Source organism: Kribbella sp. NPDC026611 (assembly GCF_040638345.1).
In the GTDB taxonomy this organism is placed as follows: domain Bacteria; phylum Actinomycetota; class Actinomycetes; order Propionibacteriales; family Kribbellaceae; genus Kribbella.
Genome location: NZ_JBEZYC010000003.1, coordinates 620,684 through 640,382, shown reverse-complemented (window position 1 = coordinate 640,382; position 19,699 = coordinate 620,684). Strand labels below are relative to the sequence as shown.

The 19,699-nt window shown below is 68.9% G+C and carries 22 protein-coding genes; 9 read left to right on the top strand and 13 right to left on the bottom strand.

From position 1 onward, the window contains the following. Positions 1 to 7 precede the first annotated feature (7 nt). Together AB0E69_RS14975 and AB0E69_RS14970 are read right to left on the bottom strand one after the other, a co-directional pair. Complete coding sequence (locus AB0E69_RS14975; protein WP_360144635.1) at positions 8 to 2,434, bottom strand: MFS transporter; 2,427 nt, start codon at positions 2,432 to 2,434, stop codon at positions 8 to 10. Positions 2,435 to 2,792: 358 nt separating this feature from the next. Next, positions 2,793 to 3,929 (bottom strand): LysR family transcriptional regulator, encoded by a 1,137-nt coding sequence (locus tag AB0E69_RS14970; protein ID WP_360144632.1) that lies wholly within the window; start codon positions 3,927 to 3,929, stop codon positions 2,793 to 2,795. An 88-nt stretch (positions 3,930 to 4,017) separates the two neighbouring features. On the opposite strand from AB0E69_RS14970, the gene AB0E69_RS14965 reads away from it, so the two are divergent. Next, the gene (locus AB0E69_RS14965; RefSeq protein ID WP_360144629.1) at positions 4,018 to 4,905 is read left to right on the top strand and encodes an LLM class flavin-dependent oxidoreductase; all 888 of its coding nucleotides are present in this window, start codon (positions 4,018 to 4,020) and stop codon (positions 4,903 to 4,905) included. On the opposite strand, the gene AB0E69_RS14960 is transcribed toward AB0E69_RS14965, so the two are convergent. The 5 genes from AB0E69_RS14960 to AB0E69_RS14940 form a co-directional block, all read right to left on the bottom strand. Further along, complete coding sequence (locus AB0E69_RS14960) at positions 4,884 to 5,657, bottom strand: amidohydrolase family protein (RefSeq protein WP_360144626.1); 774 nt, start codon at positions 5,655 to 5,657, stop codon at positions 4,884 to 4,886. The two genes, AB0E69_RS14965 and AB0E69_RS14960, sit on opposite strands and share 22 nt — an antisense overlap. Then, a complete protein-coding gene (locus AB0E69_RS14955; RefSeq protein WP_360144623.1) occupies positions 5,654 to 6,382 on the bottom strand; it encodes an SDR family oxidoreductase in 729 nt (242 codons plus the stop codon). The genes AB0E69_RS14960 and AB0E69_RS14955 overlap by 4 nt, the downstream gene beginning before the upstream one ends. A 96-nt stretch (positions 6,383 to 6,478) precedes the next feature. Further along, entirely contained in the window at positions 6,479 to 6,904 is a 426-nt protein-coding gene (locus AB0E69_RS14950) for a LysR substrate-binding domain-containing protein (protein WP_360145949.1), read from the bottom strand. Then, complete coding sequence (locus tag AB0E69_RS14945) at positions 6,837 to 7,412, bottom strand: LysR family transcriptional regulator (RefSeq protein WP_360144620.1); 576 nt, start codon at positions 7,410 to 7,412, stop codon at positions 6,837 to 6,839. The genes AB0E69_RS14950 and AB0E69_RS14945 overlap by 68 nt, the downstream gene beginning before the upstream one ends. 135 nt (positions 7,413 to 7,547) lie before the next feature. Continuing rightward, on the bottom strand, positions 7,548 to 7,730 hold the full coding sequence (locus tag AB0E69_RS14940; RefSeq protein ID WP_360144617.1) for a hypothetical protein: 183 nt from the start codon (positions 7,728 to 7,730) through the stop codon (positions 7,548 to 7,550). A 236-nt stretch (positions 7,731 to 7,966) separates the two neighbouring features. Here AB0E69_RS14940 and AB0E69_RS14935 point away from each other — a divergent pair, with 236 nt between their 5' ends. From AB0E69_RS14935 to AB0E69_RS14925, 3 genes are all read left to right on the top strand, one after another. Further along, positions 7,967 to 8,758, top strand: coding sequence for a SigB/SigF/SigG family RNA polymerase sigma factor (locus AB0E69_RS14935; protein WP_360144614.1), 792 nt, complete (start codon positions 7,967 to 7,969; stop codon positions 8,756 to 8,758). After that, positions 8,755 to 9,249 (top strand): DNA polymerase ligase N-terminal domain-containing protein, encoded by a 495-nt coding sequence (locus tag AB0E69_RS14930; protein WP_360144611.1) that lies wholly within the window; start codon positions 8,755 to 8,757, stop codon positions 9,247 to 9,249. The genes AB0E69_RS14935 and AB0E69_RS14930 overlap by 4 nt, the downstream gene beginning before the upstream one ends. Before the next feature lie 224 nt (positions 9,250 to 9,473). Beyond that, positions 9,474 to 9,818, top strand: coding sequence for a hypothetical protein (locus AB0E69_RS14925; RefSeq protein WP_360144608.1), 345 nt, complete (start codon positions 9,474 to 9,476; stop codon positions 9,816 to 9,818). Here AB0E69_RS14925 and AB0E69_RS14920 read toward each other — a convergent pair. The 4 genes from AB0E69_RS14920 to AB0E69_RS14905 form a co-directional block, all read right to left on the bottom strand. After that, positions 9,779 to 10,426, bottom strand: coding sequence for a nitroreductase family protein (locus AB0E69_RS14920; RefSeq protein WP_360144606.1), 648 nt, complete (start codon positions 10,424 to 10,426; stop codon positions 9,779 to 9,781). The genes AB0E69_RS14925 and AB0E69_RS14920 overlap by 40 nt on opposite strands. 12 nt (positions 10,427 to 10,438) lie before the next feature. Beyond that, the gene (locus AB0E69_RS14915) at positions 10,439 to 11,056 is read right to left on the bottom strand and encodes an L-threonylcarbamoyladenylate synthase (RefSeq protein ID WP_360144603.1); all 618 of its coding nucleotides are present in this window, start codon (positions 11,054 to 11,056) and stop codon (positions 10,439 to 10,441) included. An 18-nt stretch (positions 11,057 to 11,074) separates the two neighbouring features. After that, positions 11,075 to 11,647 carry a class F sortase gene (locus tag AB0E69_RS14910; RefSeq protein ID WP_360144600.1) on the bottom strand — a complete coding sequence of 191 codons (573 nt, stop codon included), beginning with the start codon at positions 11,645 to 11,647 and terminating at the stop codon, positions 11,075 to 11,077. Positions 11,648 to 11,718: 71 nt separating this feature from the next. Beyond that, positions 11,719 to 12,573, bottom strand: a complete 855-nt coding sequence (locus AB0E69_RS14905; protein WP_360144597.1) for a DUF4397 domain-containing protein — start codon at positions 12,571 to 12,573, stop codon at positions 11,719 to 11,721. 255 nt (positions 12,574 to 12,828) lie between these two features. Here AB0E69_RS14905 and AB0E69_RS14900 point away from each other — a divergent pair, with 255 nt between their 5' ends. Next, positions 12,829 to 13,509, top strand: a complete 681-nt coding sequence (locus AB0E69_RS14900; protein ID WP_360144594.1) for a hypothetical protein — start codon at positions 12,829 to 12,831, stop codon at positions 13,507 to 13,509. 4 nt (positions 13,510 to 13,513) lie between these two features. Beyond that, positions 13,514 to 14,983, top strand: coding sequence for an MFS transporter (locus tag AB0E69_RS14895; RefSeq protein ID WP_360144591.1), 1,470 nt, complete (start codon positions 13,514 to 13,516; stop codon positions 14,981 to 14,983). Here AB0E69_RS14895 and AB0E69_RS14890 read toward each other — a convergent pair. Together AB0E69_RS14890 and AB0E69_RS14885 are read right to left on the bottom strand one after the other, a co-directional pair. Further along, positions 14,980 to 15,708 carry a DNA alkylation repair protein gene (locus tag AB0E69_RS14890; protein WP_360144588.1) on the bottom strand — a complete coding sequence of 243 codons (729 nt, stop codon included), beginning with the start codon at positions 15,706 to 15,708 and terminating at the stop codon, positions 14,980 to 14,982. The two genes, AB0E69_RS14895 and AB0E69_RS14890, sit on opposite strands and share 4 nt — an antisense overlap. Then, positions 15,705 to 16,448: an SDR family oxidoreductase gene (locus AB0E69_RS14885; RefSeq protein ID WP_360144585.1), complete on the bottom strand. Its 744-nt coding sequence runs from the start codon at positions 16,446 to 16,448 to the stop codon at positions 15,705 to 15,707. The genes AB0E69_RS14890 and AB0E69_RS14885 overlap by 4 nt, the downstream gene beginning before the upstream one ends. Positions 16,449 to 16,644: 196 nt before the next feature. Here AB0E69_RS14885 and AB0E69_RS14880 point away from each other — a divergent pair, with 196 nt between their 5' ends. The 3 genes from AB0E69_RS14880 (at position 16,645) to AB0E69_RS14870 (ending at position 19,698) form a co-directional block, all read left to right on the top strand. Next, entirely contained in the window at positions 16,645 to 17,028 is a 384-nt protein-coding gene (locus AB0E69_RS14880; protein WP_360144582.1) for an STAS domain-containing protein, read from the top strand. Positions 17,029 to 17,146: 118 nt separating this feature from the next. Further along, positions 17,147 to 18,199: a LacI family DNA-binding transcriptional regulator gene (locus AB0E69_RS14875; protein ID WP_360144579.1), complete on the top strand. Its 1,053-nt coding sequence runs from the start codon at positions 17,147 to 17,149 to the stop codon at positions 18,197 to 18,199. Positions 18,200 to 18,330: 131 nt separating this feature from the next. Then, a complete protein-coding gene (locus tag AB0E69_RS14870; protein WP_360144576.1) occupies positions 18,331 to 19,698 on the top strand; it encodes an extracellular solute-binding protein in 1,368 nt (455 codons plus the stop codon). Position 19,699 lies beyond the last annotated feature (1 nt).

Sequence of the window (19,699 nt, the reverse complement as noted above, 5' to 3'; positions counted from 1 at the left end):
GGGTGGTTCAGCCGAAGGGCTGGCGGGTGTGGAGGTCTTCGGGGTAGCCGTTGCCGGTGCTGGTGTGGGGGTAGCCGTTACCCGGTGTGGTGTGCTGCACGGTCAGCGGTTGGGTGGTGTGGGTGACCGTGGCGGACTGCGGCTCAGAGGTCGGAGAAGGGGCGGAGGATGGTTGAGCCGTGGAGGGTGCCGCAGTCGGTTGCTGGGGTGCGGTCGAAGAGAGGTTGTCGCGGATGGTGCCCAGGAGGCGGTGTTCGACGGCTTCGAGGTCGGCGATGCGCTGCCGGATCTCCCGTTCCTCGGCGCGGGCCTCGTGGAGGAGCTCTTCAGCTTCGGCCTTGGCGGTTTCGCGGAGGTGGTCGGCGGTGCGCTGACTCGAGCTGAGTACGGCGAGCTCGTACCGCCGGAGCTCGTCCACCAACTCACCCGACGACCGCTGCGAGTCGACAATCGCCGCGGCCGGCTGTGGCATGGTCGCACCGGGCAGCGTGCTCTCCAGTTCCGCGATCTGATGGTCGACGCGGGTGAACAGGTCAGCAACATCCGTCCGCATCTGCCGGATCGCATTCGCCGCAGCCTGCACGTGCTCGTTGGCTTCCCGTTCCCGCTCCCGAGCCGTCCGCTCGGCCGAGGCAATCACGTCCAATGCAACCACCGCAGACCGCGCCGCCGAATCAGCCTCCACAGGTTCGGTAGCAGGTCCGGGTTCTGTTGTGGAGTTGGGCGTTGGGGTCATCGCGACGGTGCGGCGGAGGGGGACCTCCTTGATGAAGAGGACTGCGAGGAGACTGGCCAGGGCAGCGCCGGCGGCGATGGTGAAGATGCGGCCGGTCGCGTCGCCGTACGCCTCTCGGACGATGGTGGCGACCGGCGCCGGCAGCGCATTGACGTCCAGGACGCTGCCAGAAGAACCGCTGGGAAGCGCGGCTGCGACGCCCAGCGCACGCAGGTGTCCGGTGATGAGGTCAGTGACTCGGTTGGCGAGAACCGCGCCGAGGACAGACACACCGACCGCACCGCCCAGGCTGCGGAAGAACGTGACCGTCGCGCTGGCCGCGCCGACCTGGCTGACGTCAACCGTGTTCTGCACCGCGAGCACCAGGTTCTGCATCGTCATGCCCATGCCGATGCCCATCCCGAGCATGCCGAGGCCGATGTACCAGTACGGCGACGTGTGGTCGATCGTGCCCAGCACGCCGAGCCCCGCGGTGAGGAACAGCCCGCCGATCACGAGGTACCGCTTCCACTTCCCGTACCGCGTGATCAGCTGCCCGGATCCGACCGACCCGAGGAACGACCCGAACATCATCGGGATCGTCAGCAATCCCGCCTCGGTCGCGCTGTATCCGCGCGCGACCTGGAAGTACTGACCGAGGAACACCGCGCTGCCGAACATCGCGATCCCCACCGCCAGGCTCGCCACGATCGCCAGCGCGGTCGTCCGCTCCCGGACCACCTTCACCGGTACGAGCGGCTCCCGCGCGTGCACCTCGACGATGACGGCCAGCAGCGCGAGCACCGCAGTACCGCCGAGGTAGGCGCCGGTCTGCCACGACCACCACGCGAAGCGCGTCCCGGCGAACGACACCCAGATCAGCGGCAGGCTCGCCGCGCCCGCGATCAGCACAGCGCCGAGGTAGTCCAGCTTGACCTTCCGCTTCACCAGCGGCAGGCGCAGGTACTTCTGCAGGACGATCAGCGACAGCACTGCGAGCGGCACGCACACGTAGAAGCACCACCGCCACCCGAGCCACGAGGTGTCGACGATGACGCCACCGACGAGCGGGCCGGATACGGTCGCGAGCGCCATCACGGCGCCCATGTAGCCGGAGTACCGGCCGCGGTTGCGCGGTGGGATCGCCGCGCCGATGATCGCCTGCGCGAGCGCCATCAGCCCGCCCATCGCGAGCCCCTGCAGCACCCGTGCCCCGATCAGGAACGGCACATTGTGCGACAGACCGGCCAGCATCGAGCCGATCACGAACAGGATGATCGCGAGCTGGACGAGCAGCTTCTTGCTCATCAGGTCCGACAACTTGCCCCACACCGGCGTCGACACCGTCATCGCGAGCAGGCTGGCGGTGATCACCCAGGTGTACTGCGTCTGCGTGCCCTCGAGGTCCGCGATGATCGTGGGGAGGGCGTTGCTGACGATGGTCGAGCTGAGCACAGCCGTGAACAGGGCGGCGAGCAGACCGGCGAGGATCTCGAGGATCTGCCGGTGGGTCAGCTCGGGGTCCGCGGGCGTTGGTACGGCGGTCTGCGGACCGCCGGGCTGCGGCGAACCGGCCGGGTGGCCGCCAGGTGGGGAGCCGGGCGTGGCTGCGGGCTCGGGGGCGTCGGCATAGATCGAGCGGTAGCTGGTCGGCCGGGGCTGATCGGCGGCGGGTTGCGCCGTCGCGTCGGCCGGGGCTTCGGACCGGGTGACTGACATCGGGATCCGTTCGTACGGGGGGTCGCTGCGGCCGGAGCGGCGGCCGGCGTGCACGGGCCTGATCGGTCCTGCACGGGCTGCTGCTCCGGGGCGGAAACGACCGGCGGGTGCGGTCGCCGTGGGGGTACGGCGGTCGCGCCCGGATCCTCACCCGGTCCGAGTATTTGGTTGCAACTCCCAACAATAATCCCGCTCCGTCAGCAACCGCTCACCGGGCGCCACCGACCGTCGCTCCGACGAACCCGACTCGTTATGAGACGGGCCCTCCTCGGAACGGGTTTTCCCGCGTACGATCCGGTGCTTGTTGAGCAATCAACACTCCCCCGGCGGAGCTGTCAGGGCCCGCCGGGGGACCCACTCAGGCGAAGGCCGCGACCAGTACGTCGACGCACGCATCCGGCCGGTCCGCGGCGACGACCAGGTTGACGGGCGCGCTGAGCGGCGGGTCGAACGGACCCATCCACAGGACACCCTCGGCCTGCTCGCACGCGGTCCCGTAGACGACGGTCCACGCCGGCGCCCCGGACGACATCTCCACGATCGCCGCCTCCAGATCATCCACCGGCCGCCCAATCGTCGGCTCGAACCCGGCCTCCCGGCACGCGCTCACCAGGTAACCCGCGAGCCAGGCGTCGGCCGGCAACCGAAGCGGCACTCCCGCGAGATCAACAACCTTCACCCCGCCCTCGGCCCGGTACGCCCACGGCACCAGAACAGACAACGGCTCCCGCCAAACCTCCACCACCCTGACACCCGCCGCAGCCACCTCCCCCCGAACGAATGCCGCATCCAGCTCCCCCGCCCTGACCGCCTCCAGATGCTCAGAAACAGAACCCGCGCGCAACTTCACTTCCAGCCCAGAACCACCACCCGCCGCACGCCCCACCGAACCTACACCCGCCCCGGGCTCCACCACCGACCCCACGCTCGAGCCGGGCTCCACCACCGACCCCACGCTCGAGCCGGGCTCCACCACCGAACCACCGCCCAGCCCAGGCACCACCGAGCCCACGCCCGGCCCGGGCTCCACCGGCGGGCTCGGTTTGTGCGGGGGCTCCGGCTTGCGGCTGACAGTTGCTTGTTTGCTGGGTCCTGGGTCTGCGTCGGCCTGGGCCCCGAGCGTCGAGGTTCGGCTGGCTTCTCCGGAGGTGTGGTTTTGGAGGATGGCGAGGCCGCGTTCGAGGCGGTCGCGGATGCCTGGGATGGTGCCGAGGCGGAGGGTGCCGGACTGGCCGGAGGCTAGGTCGGCGGCGATCGACGACGCGCGGTCTGCGGCGGCGAGGACTGCGCGGGCTTCGGTGAGCATGCGTTCGCCGTCGCCGGTGAGGCGGACGTGGCGGGAGGAGCGGTCGAGGAGTTTGAGGCCGAGTTCGCGTTCGAGGCGGGCGACCTGCTGGCTGACCGCGGGCTGGACGATGTTCAGCCGGTCGGCCGCGCGGCCGAAGTGGAGCTCCTCGGCGACGGTGACGAAGTACCGCAGCTGCCGCAGCTCCATCGGACCCCTCCGGCGATCACGCGTCCTTATCGCTGCACAGCCTAATTGCGTCTGGGTCCGCGGCTCCCGGATCCGTTGACTGGTGCCCATGAGGATCGGACTGTGGATCGACGAAGAAGGCCACCGCATCGACGAGGTCGGCGCCGCCGCGAAGGCCGCCGAGGATGCCGGCATCGACCGGATCTGGTTCAGCCAGCGTCTTGGCTGGGACGCGCTGACGCTGGTCGCCGGCGTAGCGCCGTACACCTCGACCATCCGCTTCGCGGCCGGCGCCGTACCCGTCTACCCACGCCATCCCCGCGCGCTCGCCGCCCAAGCCCTCAGCGTCCAGGCAATCTCCAACAATCGCCTCGCCCTCGTGCTCGGCGCCGGAGTCCCACCCGTCATCGAAGCCCTGCACGGCCTGTCGATGGAGCGCCCGGCCGACTACATGCGCGAGTACGTCGAAGCTCTCACACCGCTCCTCGCGGGCGAATCCGCCAACTACCAAGGCGACCGAATCACCGCCCGCGGCTCGATCGACATTGCCACCGCGGAACCCCCCGAGCTGCTCCTCGCCGCCCTCGGCCCGCACATGCTCCGCCTGGCCGCCGAATCGACCGCCGGCACCGTAACCACCTGGGTCCGCCCAGACCTGATCGAGTCCTACATCCGCCCAAGGATCGGTCCTGGGCGGGAGATCATCGCGACGGTCTGCGCGGCCTTGACGCAAGACGCGGACACAACGCGGCGATGGATCAAGGAGCGGTTCGGCGCGGCTGGAGACATGCCCGCGTACCGGAAGGTGATGGATCGGGGTGGAGTTGCCGGACCCGAGGACACCGCGGTCCTGGGAGACGAGGAGACGGTCACCCGGGAGCTCGAGCGGTTCGCCGCGGCCGGGGTCACCGAGTTTGTTTTCTGCCCGGTGGGGTCTCCGGAGGAGCAGCGGCGGACCGTGGAGTTCGCCTACGGCTACGCGGCGGGACAGCAGTAGCCGCTGCCGTAGAAGTCGTCGGTGGTGAGGTTCTTCAACGCACCCGACATGCCGCTGAAGTGGTCCACCCGCTCGGCCAGGGTCGGGAGGATCTCGCCGCAGACGGGAAACACTGACAGATCGGGGTGACGTGCCAGCACGCCGCTGAGGGCCAGGTCGGTGACAGCGCGGGCGGTGTCGAAGGGAAACTCGAGCATCGCCCGCGGCCGGTCCAGCGCGACCTGCCGCCACTGCGGCGGCGAGGTCGGGTGCAGCAGGACGGTCGCCGACCGCGCATTCAACCCGCGCCACAGCGGTTCCCACGACGGCTCCCCCGGATACAGCCCGCCGACGTTGCTCAGCAGGATCACACCGGCTGCGCCCAGTACGTCGTACGCATGGTCGACTTCCGCCAACGCCGCCTCCGCATCCGGCAACGGCAGGCTGGCAAAGAACCCGAACCGCTCCGGATGATCCGCGACCACACCAGCCGCCGCCTCGTTCATCCGCCGGGCCAGGACTCGCGCCCGGAAGTCGTCGCCGAAATGCACCCCGGGCGACGGCACCGACAACATCGCCTTCGCGATGCCAGCCGCATCCATCGCTTCCATGTGCCTGACAGCGGACCACTCCGGCCAGCCGGGCATCCCGTCCGGCCGCAGGTGGCCCGCCCGCTCCGCCGCCGCGACGTGCTCCGGCAGCACAAAATGCGCGTGCAGGTCGATCACCGGACCGGGGGCGGCAGATCGGCCGGCCCGATCCGTCGCGATCATGCCGCCGAGCCGCCGTTCGCGTAGATGACCTGGCCGTTGATCCAGCGCGCCGGCCCGGCCAGGAACGCGATGATCTCCGCGATGTCCTCCGGCTGCCCGAGGCGCTCGAGCGGCGGCTCGGCCGTGATCCGATCGATGAGCTCCTGCGGCTTGCCGTCGAGGAACAACGGTGTCGCGGTCGGACCGGGCGCCACGGCGTTGACGGTGACGTTCCGGCCGCGCAGCTCGCGGGCCAGGATCAGCGTGATCGCCTCGACCCCACCCTTGCTCGCGGCGTACGCCGAGTAGCCCGGCCGGGCCAGCCGCGTCAGCGAGCTGGAGATGTTGACGATCGCCCCGCCGTCACGGACGCGGCGGCTGGCCTGCTGGTCGACCACGAAGGTGCCGCGCAGGTTGGTCCGCACGATCCGGTCGAAGACCTCCAGGTCGAGCTCGGCTAGCGGCGCGAGCGGCATGATGCCGGCCGCGTTCACCACCACGTCAACCCCGCCGAACTCCTGCTCCGCCCGGTCGAACAGCGCCTCTACCGCGACCTCGTCGGCCACGTCGGCCTGGACGGCGATCGCCTTGCCGCCGGCCTGCTCGACCTCCTTGACGGCCTGCTCGGCGTTCTCCTTGCCGCTGCCGTACCCGATCACCACCGCGAAGCCGTCCCGCCCGAGCCGGGCCGCGGCCTCGCGCCCGATCCCACTCGACCCACCGGTCACGATCGCTACTCGCGTCATCGTCCTTGCTCCTGATCCTGGTGCCGTTTTCTTGCTGACACCTAGATCGTGCGTCGGGCGATGGATCAAGTCCAACGAATCAAAACGATGGGTAAATCAATGCTGTTGATTCAAGTCCCGACCCAGGGACGTCCCCGGCGGCTGCCGGAGGTGTGAGGCGACCAGCGTGAGCAGAGCACGCAAAGCAGCCGTCGGTTTCCGCTTCTTCAGCGTCGCCATGTACAGCGACCACTGGAACGGCTCGTCAACGATCGGTACGACACGGACCGCGTCGAGTCCCGCCACGGCGTACTCCGGGAGAATCCCGAGCCCGACCCCGTGCGTCAGGAACTGCACCCCGTTCTCGATACCGAGCGCCTCCACCACGACCCGCCGCCCGATCCCGGCCGCCTCGAACCGCTGGTCGATCAACGTCCGCGTCCCGAACCCAGGCGGGAAGTCCACGAACGCCTCGTCAGCCAGGTCCGCCAGCTTCACCGACCGCCGCCGCGCCAACCGGTGCCCGACCGGTACGGCGAGCACCTGCGGCACCCGGAGCAGCTCCCACGCGGTCAGCTCGCGCGGCACACTGCCCTCGGCGACCCCCAATGAACCCCACGTCGATATCGCCGTTCCGCAGCCCGAGCACTACTCCGGCCGAACCCTCCGCGTCGACTCGCAGCTGCAGCTCGACGTTCGGATACCGCCGGCGGAACTCACCGGCCGCGGCCGGGAGATCGATCAGACCGAGCCCCGGCAGCAGCCCGACCCGCACCGACCCACGCATCCCAGCGCCGAGCTCGTCGACCACATCCCGAGCGCCCTGGACCGCGTCCATCACGGACAGCGCCTCCGGGAGCAACGCCGTACCCGCTTCGGTCAGCACCACCCGCTGCGCGCTCCGCTCGAACAGGGTGACTTTTAAATCCTTCTCGAGCGCGGCGATCGCGGCGCTGACCGCACTCTGCACCACGTGCAGGCGCCGGGCGGCCAACGTGAAACTGCGCTCGTGCGCCACCGCCACGAAGTACTCCAGCTGCCGCAACTCCACCCCCGCAGTGTGTCAAAGAGCCGGCGCGGGACGCAGGCGGACGCTGTTCGACCCGACGGGGTCGAACTCGGCGGTCGAGATCGGCAATCTGGTTGCGAAAGTTCTTTGCTGAAAACCCTTGAGAATAAGGGGTTTTCAGCGGTCGGACTCGCGCACCGACTGCTGGTCGACCCAGACGAGATGGCCGTGGTGGCTGACGAGAACCTCGTCGGCCCCGGCCGTCCCGGTCCGGCGGCCCAGCTCCTGACCCGCGATCCAACGCCCTCCAATGAGGACCTGCACCGCAACAGCCCGAGCCGGTGAGGGGGCTACTGGCATGGCACCTGACTTCTGACAGGGGCGGATGTAATGAGGGGAAAGAAAGGGGCTGGTTTCTCAACCAGACGCAAGCCTACAACTCCTCCGCGAAACACTGTTAGCTGTAATTCGCTTTGGTTCGGACATACAGGTTGAGCGCTGGATCCGTGGGTAGGTTCCCTCCAGCAGGACTTCTGACCGCGGCCAAGCCAAGTGCCGCGCGGTGACCGACCAGTCACGCGAGGTCAGCTCGGCAGATGAACAACACACCGCACGGCACCCCAGACCACCAGGACGAGGAAACGCGAGCCCTGCTCACCAAGCGGGCGGCCACCGCCGACCGTGAGGTCCGGCAGTCCCTCTTCGACCAGGCCGTCGAACTGAATCTCGGGATCGCGTACAGCATCGCGACCCGGTTCCACGGCCGCGGCGTCGAGGCCGACGACATCGACCAGGTGGCGTCGCTCGGGCTGGTGAAGGCCGCCCGCAGCTACGACCCGGCGACCGAAACGCCGTTCCTGGCGTACGCCGTCCCGACCATCCGCGGCGAGGTGAAGCGCTACTTCCGGGACTGCTCGTGGACCGTCCGGATCCCGCGCCGGCTGCAGGAGCTGCAGGCGTCGATCGGCGCGACCAAGCCGAAGCTGTTCCAACAGCTGCACCGCGAGCCGACCCCTGCCGAGCTGGCCGACGCGCTCGACGTCGCTGCCGACGACGTGGTCGCGGCGCTCGCCGCCGACGGCTGTTTCCGCGCGCTGTCGCTCGACCTCCCGCTGGACGGCGCCGCGGCCGAGTCACTGGGTGAGTCGCTGGCCGCCGACGACACGTCGTACGAACGGTTCGAGGTGGCCGCCGTACTCCACCAGGCGCTCGGGAACCTGTCCCCGCGCGAGCGTAGGATCGTGGTCCTACGGTTCGTCGAGGAGCAGACCCAGGCGGACATCGGCGCGGAGATCGGGGTGAGCCAGATGCAGGTCTCCCGGCTGCTCCGGGACATCCTCGACCGGCTCCGGTCCCGGATCGACCGTCCCCTGGTTGCCGCCGCTTGAGCCAGAAGCCGATCTTCGTCGTCCAGCTGCACGATGCCCGGCGGCTGCACTACGACGTCCGGCTCGAGGTCGACGGGGTGCTGAAGTCGTGGGCGGTCCCGCGCGGGCCGTCGCTGGACCCGGTCGTGAAGCGGCTCGCGGTGTTCACCACGGATCACGACCTGGAGTACGCGTCGTACGAGGGTGTGCACGCGGACGCGCAGTACGGCAGTGGTGCCGTGATCGTCTGGGACGCCGGCGTCTGGACGAACCTCACCCGCGACGACCGGCGGCAGCTCGTCGACCCGGTGGAGGCGATCGAGCGCGGGCACTTGAAGGTGCAACTGCATGGCGTCAAGCTGAACGGCGCCTGGGCGTTCACCCGCACCGGCGCGGACTGGTTGCTGGTCAAGGTCAAGGACGACGCGGCCGATCCCGGCCTGGACCTGACCGTGGCTGAGCCGAGGTCCGTGCTCAGTGGTCTAACCATCGAGGAAATGGCCGCCTCCTGACCCGGAAGGTCAACGGACCTGACCGCTTCCGGCCAGCCCGGGCATCGATTGCAGCCTTGACCGTGCTCCGCGGCCTCCGCACACTCATGCGTAATTCTGAACCTCCTCGCCACCCGGAGGACATCAATGCGCATTTCTGCCGACCTACTAACCGGTGCCCTACCGGCCGCGCTTGGCCGACTGCGGTCCCTGGGTATGTCCCGGGTCAGCTGAGCCGGCTCCGCGTGGTAGCTCGCGGGAGCAAGATCGTCGTCTACGCCGGGTCGAACGCGGCGCCGTTGCTGACTGTCAACGACACCGCCTTCAAGTCCGGCGGGATCGGGCTGGCCAGCGGTGGCGCGAGCGTTGCCTTCGACAACGTACGGATCAACCCGGACGTCAACCCCGCGGAGGGATCCGCAGTAACGGTGTCGTCTACGTACGACCACGACGGCTGCAACTCGCAGGCCGCAGGTGCGCGGGCAGGAGCTGAGGCCGGACGAAGAGGGCGGCTACCGGATGCAGCTCGCCGAGGTCGAGGTGTGGTGACTCACCAGCTGTCGACGTGCAGGACCTCGTCGAGCGGTTGACGGGGTGCGGGCTTGAAGTTGGTCCCGATCGTGTACGCGGTCGGGATCAACACTGTCTGGCGGATCTCCTCGGGCAGGCCGAGCAGCTCGGCGACTTCCTGCTCGTAGTTCAGGTGCAGGGTGGTCCACGCCGTACCGAGGCCGCGGGCGCGGGCCGCGAGCATGTAGCTCCACGCCGACGGGAGGATCGATCCCCAAAGGCCGGCCTGGTTGCCCGCGGGCAGCTTGCGCGCTTCCAGGCACGGGATGACCAGCACGGGGACCTGCCCCATCCGCTCACCCAGGTACGCAACGCTGTCGCCGACGCGGCGCTGGACCGGACCACGCTCGGGGTCGTCGGCGTGCAACTTGCCGGCAGCGCCCGGGCCGGCGAGGTACTGCTCGACCGCACGCCGGTAGTACTCGCCGATGGCTGCTCGCTTGTCGGCATCCGTGATGACGAGCCAGTGCCATGTCTGCCGGTTGCTCCCCGACGGCGCCTGCAACCCGATCTCGATGCACTCCCGGATGACCTCCATCGGCACCGGCCGCTCCAGATCCAGCCGCTTCCGCACGGTCCTGGTGGTGGTCAGCAGCTCGTCCGGGTTCAGATCCAGGGTGTAGGTCACCCGGAGATGCTCTCACTCGAAGGGCGTCGGGTCCCCGGCGCCTACGCGGACCACCTCGGGGACGTCGTCGGAGAAGTCGATGACGGTGGTCGGCTCGGTGCCGGCCTCGCCCTCGATCACGGCGTCGATCTGGTTGTCGAGCTCTTCCTTGATCTCCCAGCCCTGCGTCATCGGCTCCTCGTGACCGGGGAGCAGCAGGGTGCTGGAGACGAGCGGCTCGCCGAGCTCGGCGACCAGCGCCTGGGTGACGACGTGGTCCGGGATCCGCACCCCGACGGTCTTCTTCTTCGGGTGCAGCAGCCGCCGCGGGACCTCCTTGGTGGCCGGCAGGATGAACGTGTAGCTGCCCGGCGTGGCCGCCTTGATCGACCGGAAGACCGCGTTGTTGATGTGCACGAACTGCCCGAGCTGGGAGAAGTTCTCGCAGACCAGTGTGAAGTGGTGCCGGTCGTCCAGGTGCCGGATGGTCCGGATCCGGTCGATCCCGTCCTTGTTCCCGAGCTGGCAGCCGAGGGCGTAGCAGGAGTCGGTCGGGTACGCGATCAGCCCGTCCTCGCGCAGCAGGTCCACCACCTGCCCGATCGACCGCCGCTGGGGATTCTCGGGATGCACATCGAAATACCTGGCCATGAAGGCCGAGCTTAGCGTTTACCGCGCCAGGCCGACGGGGGTCGCGATCACCACCAGGTTGTCCTCGTATCCACCGCGGGACGCGTCGTACGCGCCGGTGCAGGTGATCAGGACCAGCCGGTGGTCGCCGGTCTGGTCGAAGGCGCCGCTCTTGGTGGCCAGCGCGTCCTTCCGCACCGAGGTCCTGGACACGATCCGGTACGACGCCGTGTGGCGCTCACCGTTGAGTACTACGACCTCTCCGGGCTTCAGGTTCTCGAGGCGCGCGAAGAATCCGAAAGCATCGGTCTTGGTGTCCACGTGGCCGGCCAGCACGACCGAACCGAACGGATCGCCTGCCTCGGCGCCGCCGTCCCACCAGCCCACGCGTTGCGCCGTGGCCGGGACCTGTAGCTGGCCGTTGACCGTGGTGGCCGGCAGCACCGGCGCCTTCGCCCCACCGGGCAGCACCACCTGCTCCGGAGTGAAGCGGACGCGCTGGCTCGGTGCCGGCGTACCGATCCGCCCTGGTGGAGCGGACACCGGGTCAGTAGGCAGCGGCACCGTCGGTGTGATGCTGGTGTTGAAGCCTTCGCCACCGGGGGTCGGCACAGCGCTGTCCGCCCTGGCGGTGCAACCCGCCAGGGCGAGACAGCAAAGGGCCGTGCCGATCAGTCGGCGGCTCAGCGACGTACCGCCTTACGAACCGTGACCGCACCGGCTGCCGCTACCCCCAGCAGCAGGATGATCCACAGCCCGGAGGTGCCGGCAGAGCTCTGCGCCTGGTCGAGCCCTGCCGCCTGTCCTCCTGTCCCGGTGTTCACCAGGCTCGGCTTGACCGAACCGGTGGCGGGTACCTTGATGGTGCCGACGGCAACCGTCATGGTCTTCTGGCTCGGTGCGCCGACCGCGAACACCCGGGTCAGATAACCGGCCTGCAACGGCAGGTCCAACGGACCGAGAACAACAGGTGACGTCGCGCCGGTGGGCACGATGTCGACCTTGTAAGTGGCCGCCGGAACGACCAGGTCGAGCGATTCCCCGTTCGCCACGTTCTTGAACAGGACTTTGCCGTTCACCCGGATGTCGGCCGGCCCGACGGCGGCGTCGTGCGCGACCCGGACCGCGGCCTTGTCCTTCGGTACGGCGGTCAGCTTGTTCGGGTACGTGGTGAGCAGCGGACCACCCGTCGGCGAGACCGGCTGGTGGATCACGACGTCGAGGCTGGCCCCGGAACCGGCCGTGACCTCACGGCTGATGACCGTCTTCCCGCCTTGCTTCGCAGTGATCATCCGCTTGCCGGCCGCAACACCGAACGGCCCGATCAGCTTGGCGCCGGCCACCCCCTTGGCCACCTGGTGACCGTCGACGCTGATGTCCAGGCTCTTCCCCGGCAGCCCCTGGACGAAGTACAGGTTGGCCCCCGCGGCCACGTCGGTCGGTGCCGCCTCGGCCTGCACCGCGATCGCCGCCGGAGCCGCCACCACGGTTACTGCGAGCAGCAGTGGAATTACCGGACCGCGAATTCTCGAATACACTCCGCGAATTGCTACGGATACGCTCTGTTTCCGCATTCTCGTCCCCCTCGATGTTCATCGAAAAATGTGACCATAATTACTGTCCCCACCAATTCGGGCGTATCGTAAGCGCAAGTCCGACCTGGCCGCCAGAGGGCCGAGCTCCCGCTTTTGGGCCAGGTCCGTTATTGGGGAGACGGTGACTCATTGTCAGGACGCAGTTCTCCGCGGTTCCTCCCGGGCGGACCATCGGGGGTGGAGGAGCTCAGGCGGTGGTTGACAGCGGTCGCGCTGCTGCTTGCGCTCAGCGCGACCGCGGCCTGTTCCGGCGCGGTGAGCCCGGTCGCGCCCAGTCCGGGGATCGACAGCAGGACGCCGTCGGACACCACCCCGCAGGCCACACCCAGTACGCCGGGGCCTGGTGAGACCAGGCCGGGGATCCGGCTGACCGCCGTACCGCGGCCGGACGGGTCGTTCGACGTCACTGAGGACGTGATGCTGCCGCAGGCGACGGGCATCCTCCAGCTGCAGCTGCCGGCGTCCGGCGAGCACCTGCCGGGGATGATGTCGCGGACCACCCCGATCGTGACGAACCTGAAGGTGCTGGCCGACGGCACGTCCGTACCGCTGCAGAACACCACGGTCACCGGCGCCGACTACCTGCCGCTGACCACCGCGGCGACCAGGATCCGGATGACCTACCGGCTGTCCGGGTCGGTCGTCCTGGCCACGCCGTCGGAGTCACAGCGGGCCGGTGCGGCCCTCAGGCCGCTCGCCGGGATCACCGAAGGCACCCTGCCGACCAACGTCGCGGTGACCACCGGACTGCTCAACGCGGTGTGTCCGCTGCTCACCGAACCACGGTGCGCAGTCGGCGATCCACCCAGGCTCAGCATCCAGAGCGGTATCCCGGCCAACAAGGCGCTCGTCGTTCTGCAACTGGATCTGCCACGCTGACTCCATGAGTGAAGATCGGATCGCGCTGGGCACCGCCCGGGGCCGGTGGGTGCTGGCGGCGACGGCGCTGGGATCGGGGATGGCGTTCCTCGACGGCACGGTGGTCAACGTCGCGCTGCCGGCCATGGGCAAGGACCTGAACGCCGATATGGCCGGCCTGCAGTGGATCGTCAACGGCTACATGCTGATGCTGGCGTCGCTGGTGCTGCTCAGCGGTTCGCTCGGGGACCGGCTCGGCCGGCGGCGGACGTTCGTGGTCGGGGTGATCTGGTTCGCGGCTGCCTCGATCGTGTGCGCGATCGCGCCGACGCTGCAGATCATGATCGCGGGCCGGGTCCTGCAGGGCATCGGTGGCGCCCTGCTGACGCCGGGCAGCCTGGCCATCCTGCAGACGACGTTCCAGCACTCCGACCGGGGCAAGGCGGTCGGGCTGTGGTCCGGGCTGACCTCGGTGGCGGCCGCGGTCGGGCCGTTCGTCGGCGGCACCCTGGTCGACAGCGGCTCGTGGCAGGCGATCTTCCTCCTGAACGCGCCGATCGCACTGGTGACTGTGCTCGTCACGCTCCGGCACGTGCCGGAAACGCGCGATGAGAGCGCGGGCGGCAAGCTCGACTTCAGCGGTGCGGTCCTGGCGACGGTCGGCCTGGCGGGGTTCACCTACGGCCTGATCAGTGCGGGTGACCACGGCTTCAGCGATCCGGTGGTGCTGGCGAGCCTGCTTGTCGGTGTCATCGCGTTCGGCGGGTTCATCGAGGTCGAGCGGCGCAGCTCGCACCCGATGCTGCCGCTCAGCATCTTCGCCAACCGCCGCTTCACCGGCGCCAACCTGGTCACGATCGTCGTGTACGGCGCGCTCGGTACGGCGACCTTCCTGGTCGTCGTCTACCTGCAGACCGGCCTCGGGTACTCCGCTCTGTGGGCCGGGGCCTCGCTGCTCCCGATGACGGCGCTGATGCTCGGCCTGTCCGGGTACGCCGGCGGCCTGTCCGACCGGATCGGCGCCCGGATCCCGATGACGGTCGGCCCGATCCTGATGGCCGGCGGCTTCCTGCTGATGCTCCGGATCAAGCCGGACGGGAACTACTTCACCGACGTACTCCCCGCGGTCGTCCTGCTCGGCCTGGGCCTGGTGTCGACTGTGGCGCCACTCACCGCGACCGTGCTCTCGTCGGTCGACGACCACCACGCCGGGATCGCGTCCGGCGTCAACAACGCGATCGCGCGGTCGGCGCAGCTGATGGCGGTTGCGGCGATCCCGATGGCGGCCGGCATCACCGGCGACGCTTACCGGAACCCGGCGGCCTTCCACGACGGCTTCGGCAACGCCCTGTGGATCTCGGCAGTCCTGGCTGTGGCCGGCGGGGTGATCGCGTGGGTCACGCTCGGCGACCGGGGCACGCTGGTTCCGATCCATCACCACACGCACTGTGCAATGGAGGCCCCGCCGTACGCCCACCAGAAGGCCACTGCCTAGCGTTGGGCCAGGTACCGCTTCCGGCTGGCTGGGTCGAGACGCTCGATGGTGTAGCGCAGCATCGTGCGGGGCATGCGCGGTGCGTACTCGTCCAGGAACTCGCGCAGCTCGTCCTCGTTGACCCGCTTGCCGGCTTCGCGGAGCATCCAGCCGGACGCCTTGTGGATGAGGTCCTGCTTGTCGTCGAGGACCTCGGTCGCCAGCCGGTACGTGTCGGCAGTCTGGCCGATCCCGATGAGGTACTGCGTAGCGACCAGCGCGATCCTGCGCTCCCACAGCGAGTCAGAGCGGATCAAGGTGTAGAGGGGGTCGCGTGGCTTGTCGCTGAGGTACCCACCGACGATCTGCGGTGCGCTGCAGTCGACGAGATCCCAGTTGTTGATGTACGGGGTGTTGCCTGTGTAGAGGTCGTAGATCGCGGCCAGCTCGGCCGGGTCCGCCGTACGTGGCTTGAGGCTGCGTGCTGCGCGGTCGGCCAGAAGGCAGAGGACAGTCAAGCGGTGCTCATGGAAAGGGCTTCTCAGTGCCTCGGCGAGCTCAGGCAGCGGCAGGCCTGTCCGCAGGTACGGCTTCATGATGCTGCGCAGCGTGGACAGCTTCACGCCGATCATCTCGTCGCCGTGACCGTAGCCACCGGGCTGGAGCTGAAAGTAGCGGGACAGGACCTCCGCCACGGCAGGGTCGGCGGCGGCGTCCACCGCGGCCAGCAGGTCTTTGGTGCTCACACGAGCATTCCACCAGTTGCCCTGAGGTTCTGTCCGGTCATCCAGCGGGCGTCAGGTCCGGCGAGGAAGGCAACGACATCCGCCACCTCGGCCGGCTCGCCCATCCGGCCGAGGGCCGTGATGCCGACCAGCAGCTCGGCGACTGCCGGCGGGTTGTGGTCGTGGAACATGTCGGTGTCCGTTGCCCCCGGCGACACCGCGTTGACGGTGATCGCGCGCGGGCCGTACTCGCGGGCGGCGATCTTCACGAACTGCTCGAGCGCGGCCTTGCTCGCGGCGTACAGCGAGATGCCGGGACCGGGCATCACCGTGTTCAGGGTGGAGAGCGCGACGATCCGGCCGCCGTCCGGCAGCACCCGGCCGGCGCGCTGGATGGCGAAGTACGGGCCGCGGGCGTTGACCGCGAACAGGTGGTCGTAGTCCTCGACCGTGGTGTCGTCGATCGGCTTGACCATCGCCTCGCCGGCGTTGAGGACCAGGATGTCCAGCGTCCTGGTCGGCTCGGCCGCCTGGTCGAAGAGGCCGTCGATCGCGGACAGGTCGGACTGGTCCGCCCGGACGGCGATCGCCGTACCGCCGGCTGCCTTGACCTCGGCAACGACCTCCGCCGCCGCGGACTCGCTGCGCGCATAGCTGAACGTGACCACCGCACCGTCCGCGGCCAGCCGCCGGACGATTGCCGCACCGATGCCGCGCGACCCACCGGTGACCAGAGCCGCCTTGCCGTCGAGAACGCCCATGTGGCTTGTCTACCACCGGTCCGGTCCAGCGTTGCAACGGTTTGCTGGAAACGCTTACACCAGGGAGATCACGCTCCGGGGTCATCCATGACACACGTTGTGACGGCCGGTCGTTGGGGCATACGGTGAACCCAGGGCAGTTCCAGACCGCCAGGACGGACCGGCGTTCGTGGCGCTACCCGGGGGAGAGACCGGCGTGACCAGCCAGCCAGAGCCGCGGGACGGCGACATGATCAGAACCACCTTCGACGCTGTGACCGAGGAGCTGGAGCCGGGAGTCCTTCTGGTCCGGCTGTCTGGTGAGATCGACATCGCCACGTCCGACTCCGCGGCCGCGGCCATCCGGGCCGCCGTCGCACCGCCGACCCGGCTGGTGCTGATCGAGCTCTCCGCCGTCACCTTCTGCAGTTCCGCCGGCCTGGGCAACCTGGTCGAGGCGCGTAACCTGGCCGGTCGGCACAACATCACCCTGGCCCTGGTCGGCGTCGGCCGCCCGGTCGACCGCCCCCTCAGCGTCACCGGCCTCGGCGGCCAGTTCCGCATCTACAGCACGATCCAGCAGGCCCTGGCCGACCTGTAAACGGCTCCGGCCGCGTGGAATCGATTCCAGGTCTCCGCTGCGGGCGCTTGCCGAGACGAACTTCCAGGCGGTCGAGCAGACGTGGAGCCAGGCGCGGCTGAGCATCTAGAATGCGGCCATGAGTCCCCGGGGGCAGGCGGCGCGGGCGGTGGTGTCACAACCGGCCGTGCGGCGTCCGACGGTGCAGGACGTGGCCAGGGAGGCCGGTGTCTCCGCGTCGACCGTGTCGCGCGCACTGCACACCCGCGGGTATGCCTCCCCGGCCGTCCGGGCCCGGGTGCAGGCGGCGGCCGAGCGGATCGGGTACGTCACCGACCACAACGCCCGCAACCTGCGCAGCCGTACGTCGACATCGATCGGCGTACTGATCTCGGACCTGCGCAACCCGTTCTACGCGGACCTGGCCGCCGGCATCGAGGAGGAGCTGCGGGCAGCGGAGTACCAGATGGTGCTCGTCAACGACAGCGGCAACCCGGCCGACGAGATGCAGGCGGCGGAGACGCTGCTGGCGATGCGGGTGCCCGGTGTGATCGTGACGCCGGTGACGGCCAAGTGTCCGCAGGTCCTCCAGGACAACGGGGTCCACGTGGTGTGCGCGGACCGGGAGCTGGGCCGGTCGAACAGTGACGTCGTGCTGAGCGACAACAAGACCGGTGCGCGGGAGCTGACCGAGCACCTGATCGCGCTCGGCCACACGCGGATCGGCCTGCTGATCGACGAGACGAAGTGGTCGACCGGTGCTGGCCGGCTGGCCGGCTTCCGGGCGGCGCACCTGGACAACTTCATCGACCTCGACGAGGACCTCATCGCGTACACCAGCTTCGACGCCGATGCGGCGCGGCTGACCACACGCAAGCTGCTCAACGACCACGAGGTCACCGCGATCATCTCCGCGAACAACGTGCTCGCGCAGGGCGCGCTGGCAGAGCTCAAGGACCGCCGGCTCAAGATCCCCCGCCAGATCAGCCTGGCGGCGTACGACGACGTGCCGTGGATGTCGCTGGTCCAGCCCGCGCTGACCACGGTCGACCAGAGCACGGTCGAGATGGGACGCAGCTGCGCGCGATTGCTGCTGGCCCGGATTCGCGGCGAGCTGCCGGCGAAGCGCCGCCTGATCAAGGTCCCCACGCGGCTCGTGGTCCGCGGGTCGACGGGTCCCGCTCCGCGCTGACGTTTGTCCACAAGCTGCTTCCTCACGCCTTGACGGCCGGCGAACCACGCCCGTACGGTTCGTGCCATCCACCAAATGTGGCATCGATGCCACATCGGCGCCCGTCCCCTGCTGAGGTTAGGAGCAACCTTATGAAGCACCTCCGCCTTCCCGTGGTGCTGGTCGCCGGCGCCTTGACCCTGACCGCTTGCGCGGGCGTCGGGAAGAAGGACGCCGGCGGGAGCACCGACCAGAGCTCGGCCGGCGCGACCCCGTCGGGCACGCTCAACGTCATGGGCTTCAGCGGTGAGGACGAGGTCGCACAGTCCCGGATCACTGCGTTCAAGACTGCGTTCCCGGGCGTCACGGTGAAGAACAACAAAGGCGACTTCGACGCCCAGCAGTTCCTCACCGCGGTCTCCAGCGGCAACCCGCCGGACGTCGTGTACATGGCCCGCAACCTGGTCGGCACCTACGCCGCCAAGGGCGCGATCCTGCCGATGGACGACTGCGTCAAGAATGCTGGAATCGATACCACACAGTACCGCGACGCCGCGATGAACGAGGTGAAGCTGAAGGACAAGACCTACGGCATCCCGGAGTTCTACACCGTCTCGGCCAACCTGATCAGCGAGACCGCGCTGAAGTCCGCCGGGGTTGCGGTCAGCGACATCCAGACCACCGACTGGGACAAGCTCGAGGCGACCACGAAGAAGCTCTACAAGGCGAAGAACGGCCGGCCGGCGCGGATCGGGTTCGACCCGAAGATGCCGGACTTCTTCCCGCTCTGGTCGATGGCGAACGGTGCCGAGCTGGTCAAGCCGGGCGGCGAGCCGAACCTGAACGACCCGAAGGCGGTCGAGGCGCTGCAGTACACGATCAAGCTGATCGACGACCAGGGCGGCTGGTCGAACTTCAAGACCTTCCGCGACACCTTCGACCTGTTCGGCGCGAAGAACCAGTTCACCAAGGACCAGCTGGCCGCCTTCCCGATCGAGAACTGGTACGTCAACGTCCTGCTCGACGCCCGGGCGAACGGGCTGAAGCTGCAGTCGACGCCGTTCACCGACAAGCAGGGTCAGCCGATCAGCACGATCGGTGGATCCGCGTGGGTGGTCCCGAAGGGCGCCAAGAACCCGAACGCGGCCTGTCAGTGGGCGAAGACGATGACCTCGGTCGAGACCTGGCACAAAGCGGCCGATGCCCGGATGCAGACCGTTGCCAAGAACAAGAGCTTCTTCACCGGGCTCTTCACCGGCAACAAGGTGGCCGACGACGAGATCAAGGCGCAGTACCTGAAGCCGAGCGGTGACGCCGGGTTCGACGCGGCGATCAAGAACTACTACGACGTCCTCGACAAGGCGAAGTCGCTGAACCCGTCGCCGGCCGGCGCGGAGATCGACGCCGCCTGGAAGGACGCGGTCGGCAAGGCGCTGGCCGGCTCGGCGACACCACAGGCCGCTCTCGACCAGGCGCAGACTGAGGCCAAGGCGGCCTTCGGCAAGGCCAGCCAGGGCTGAC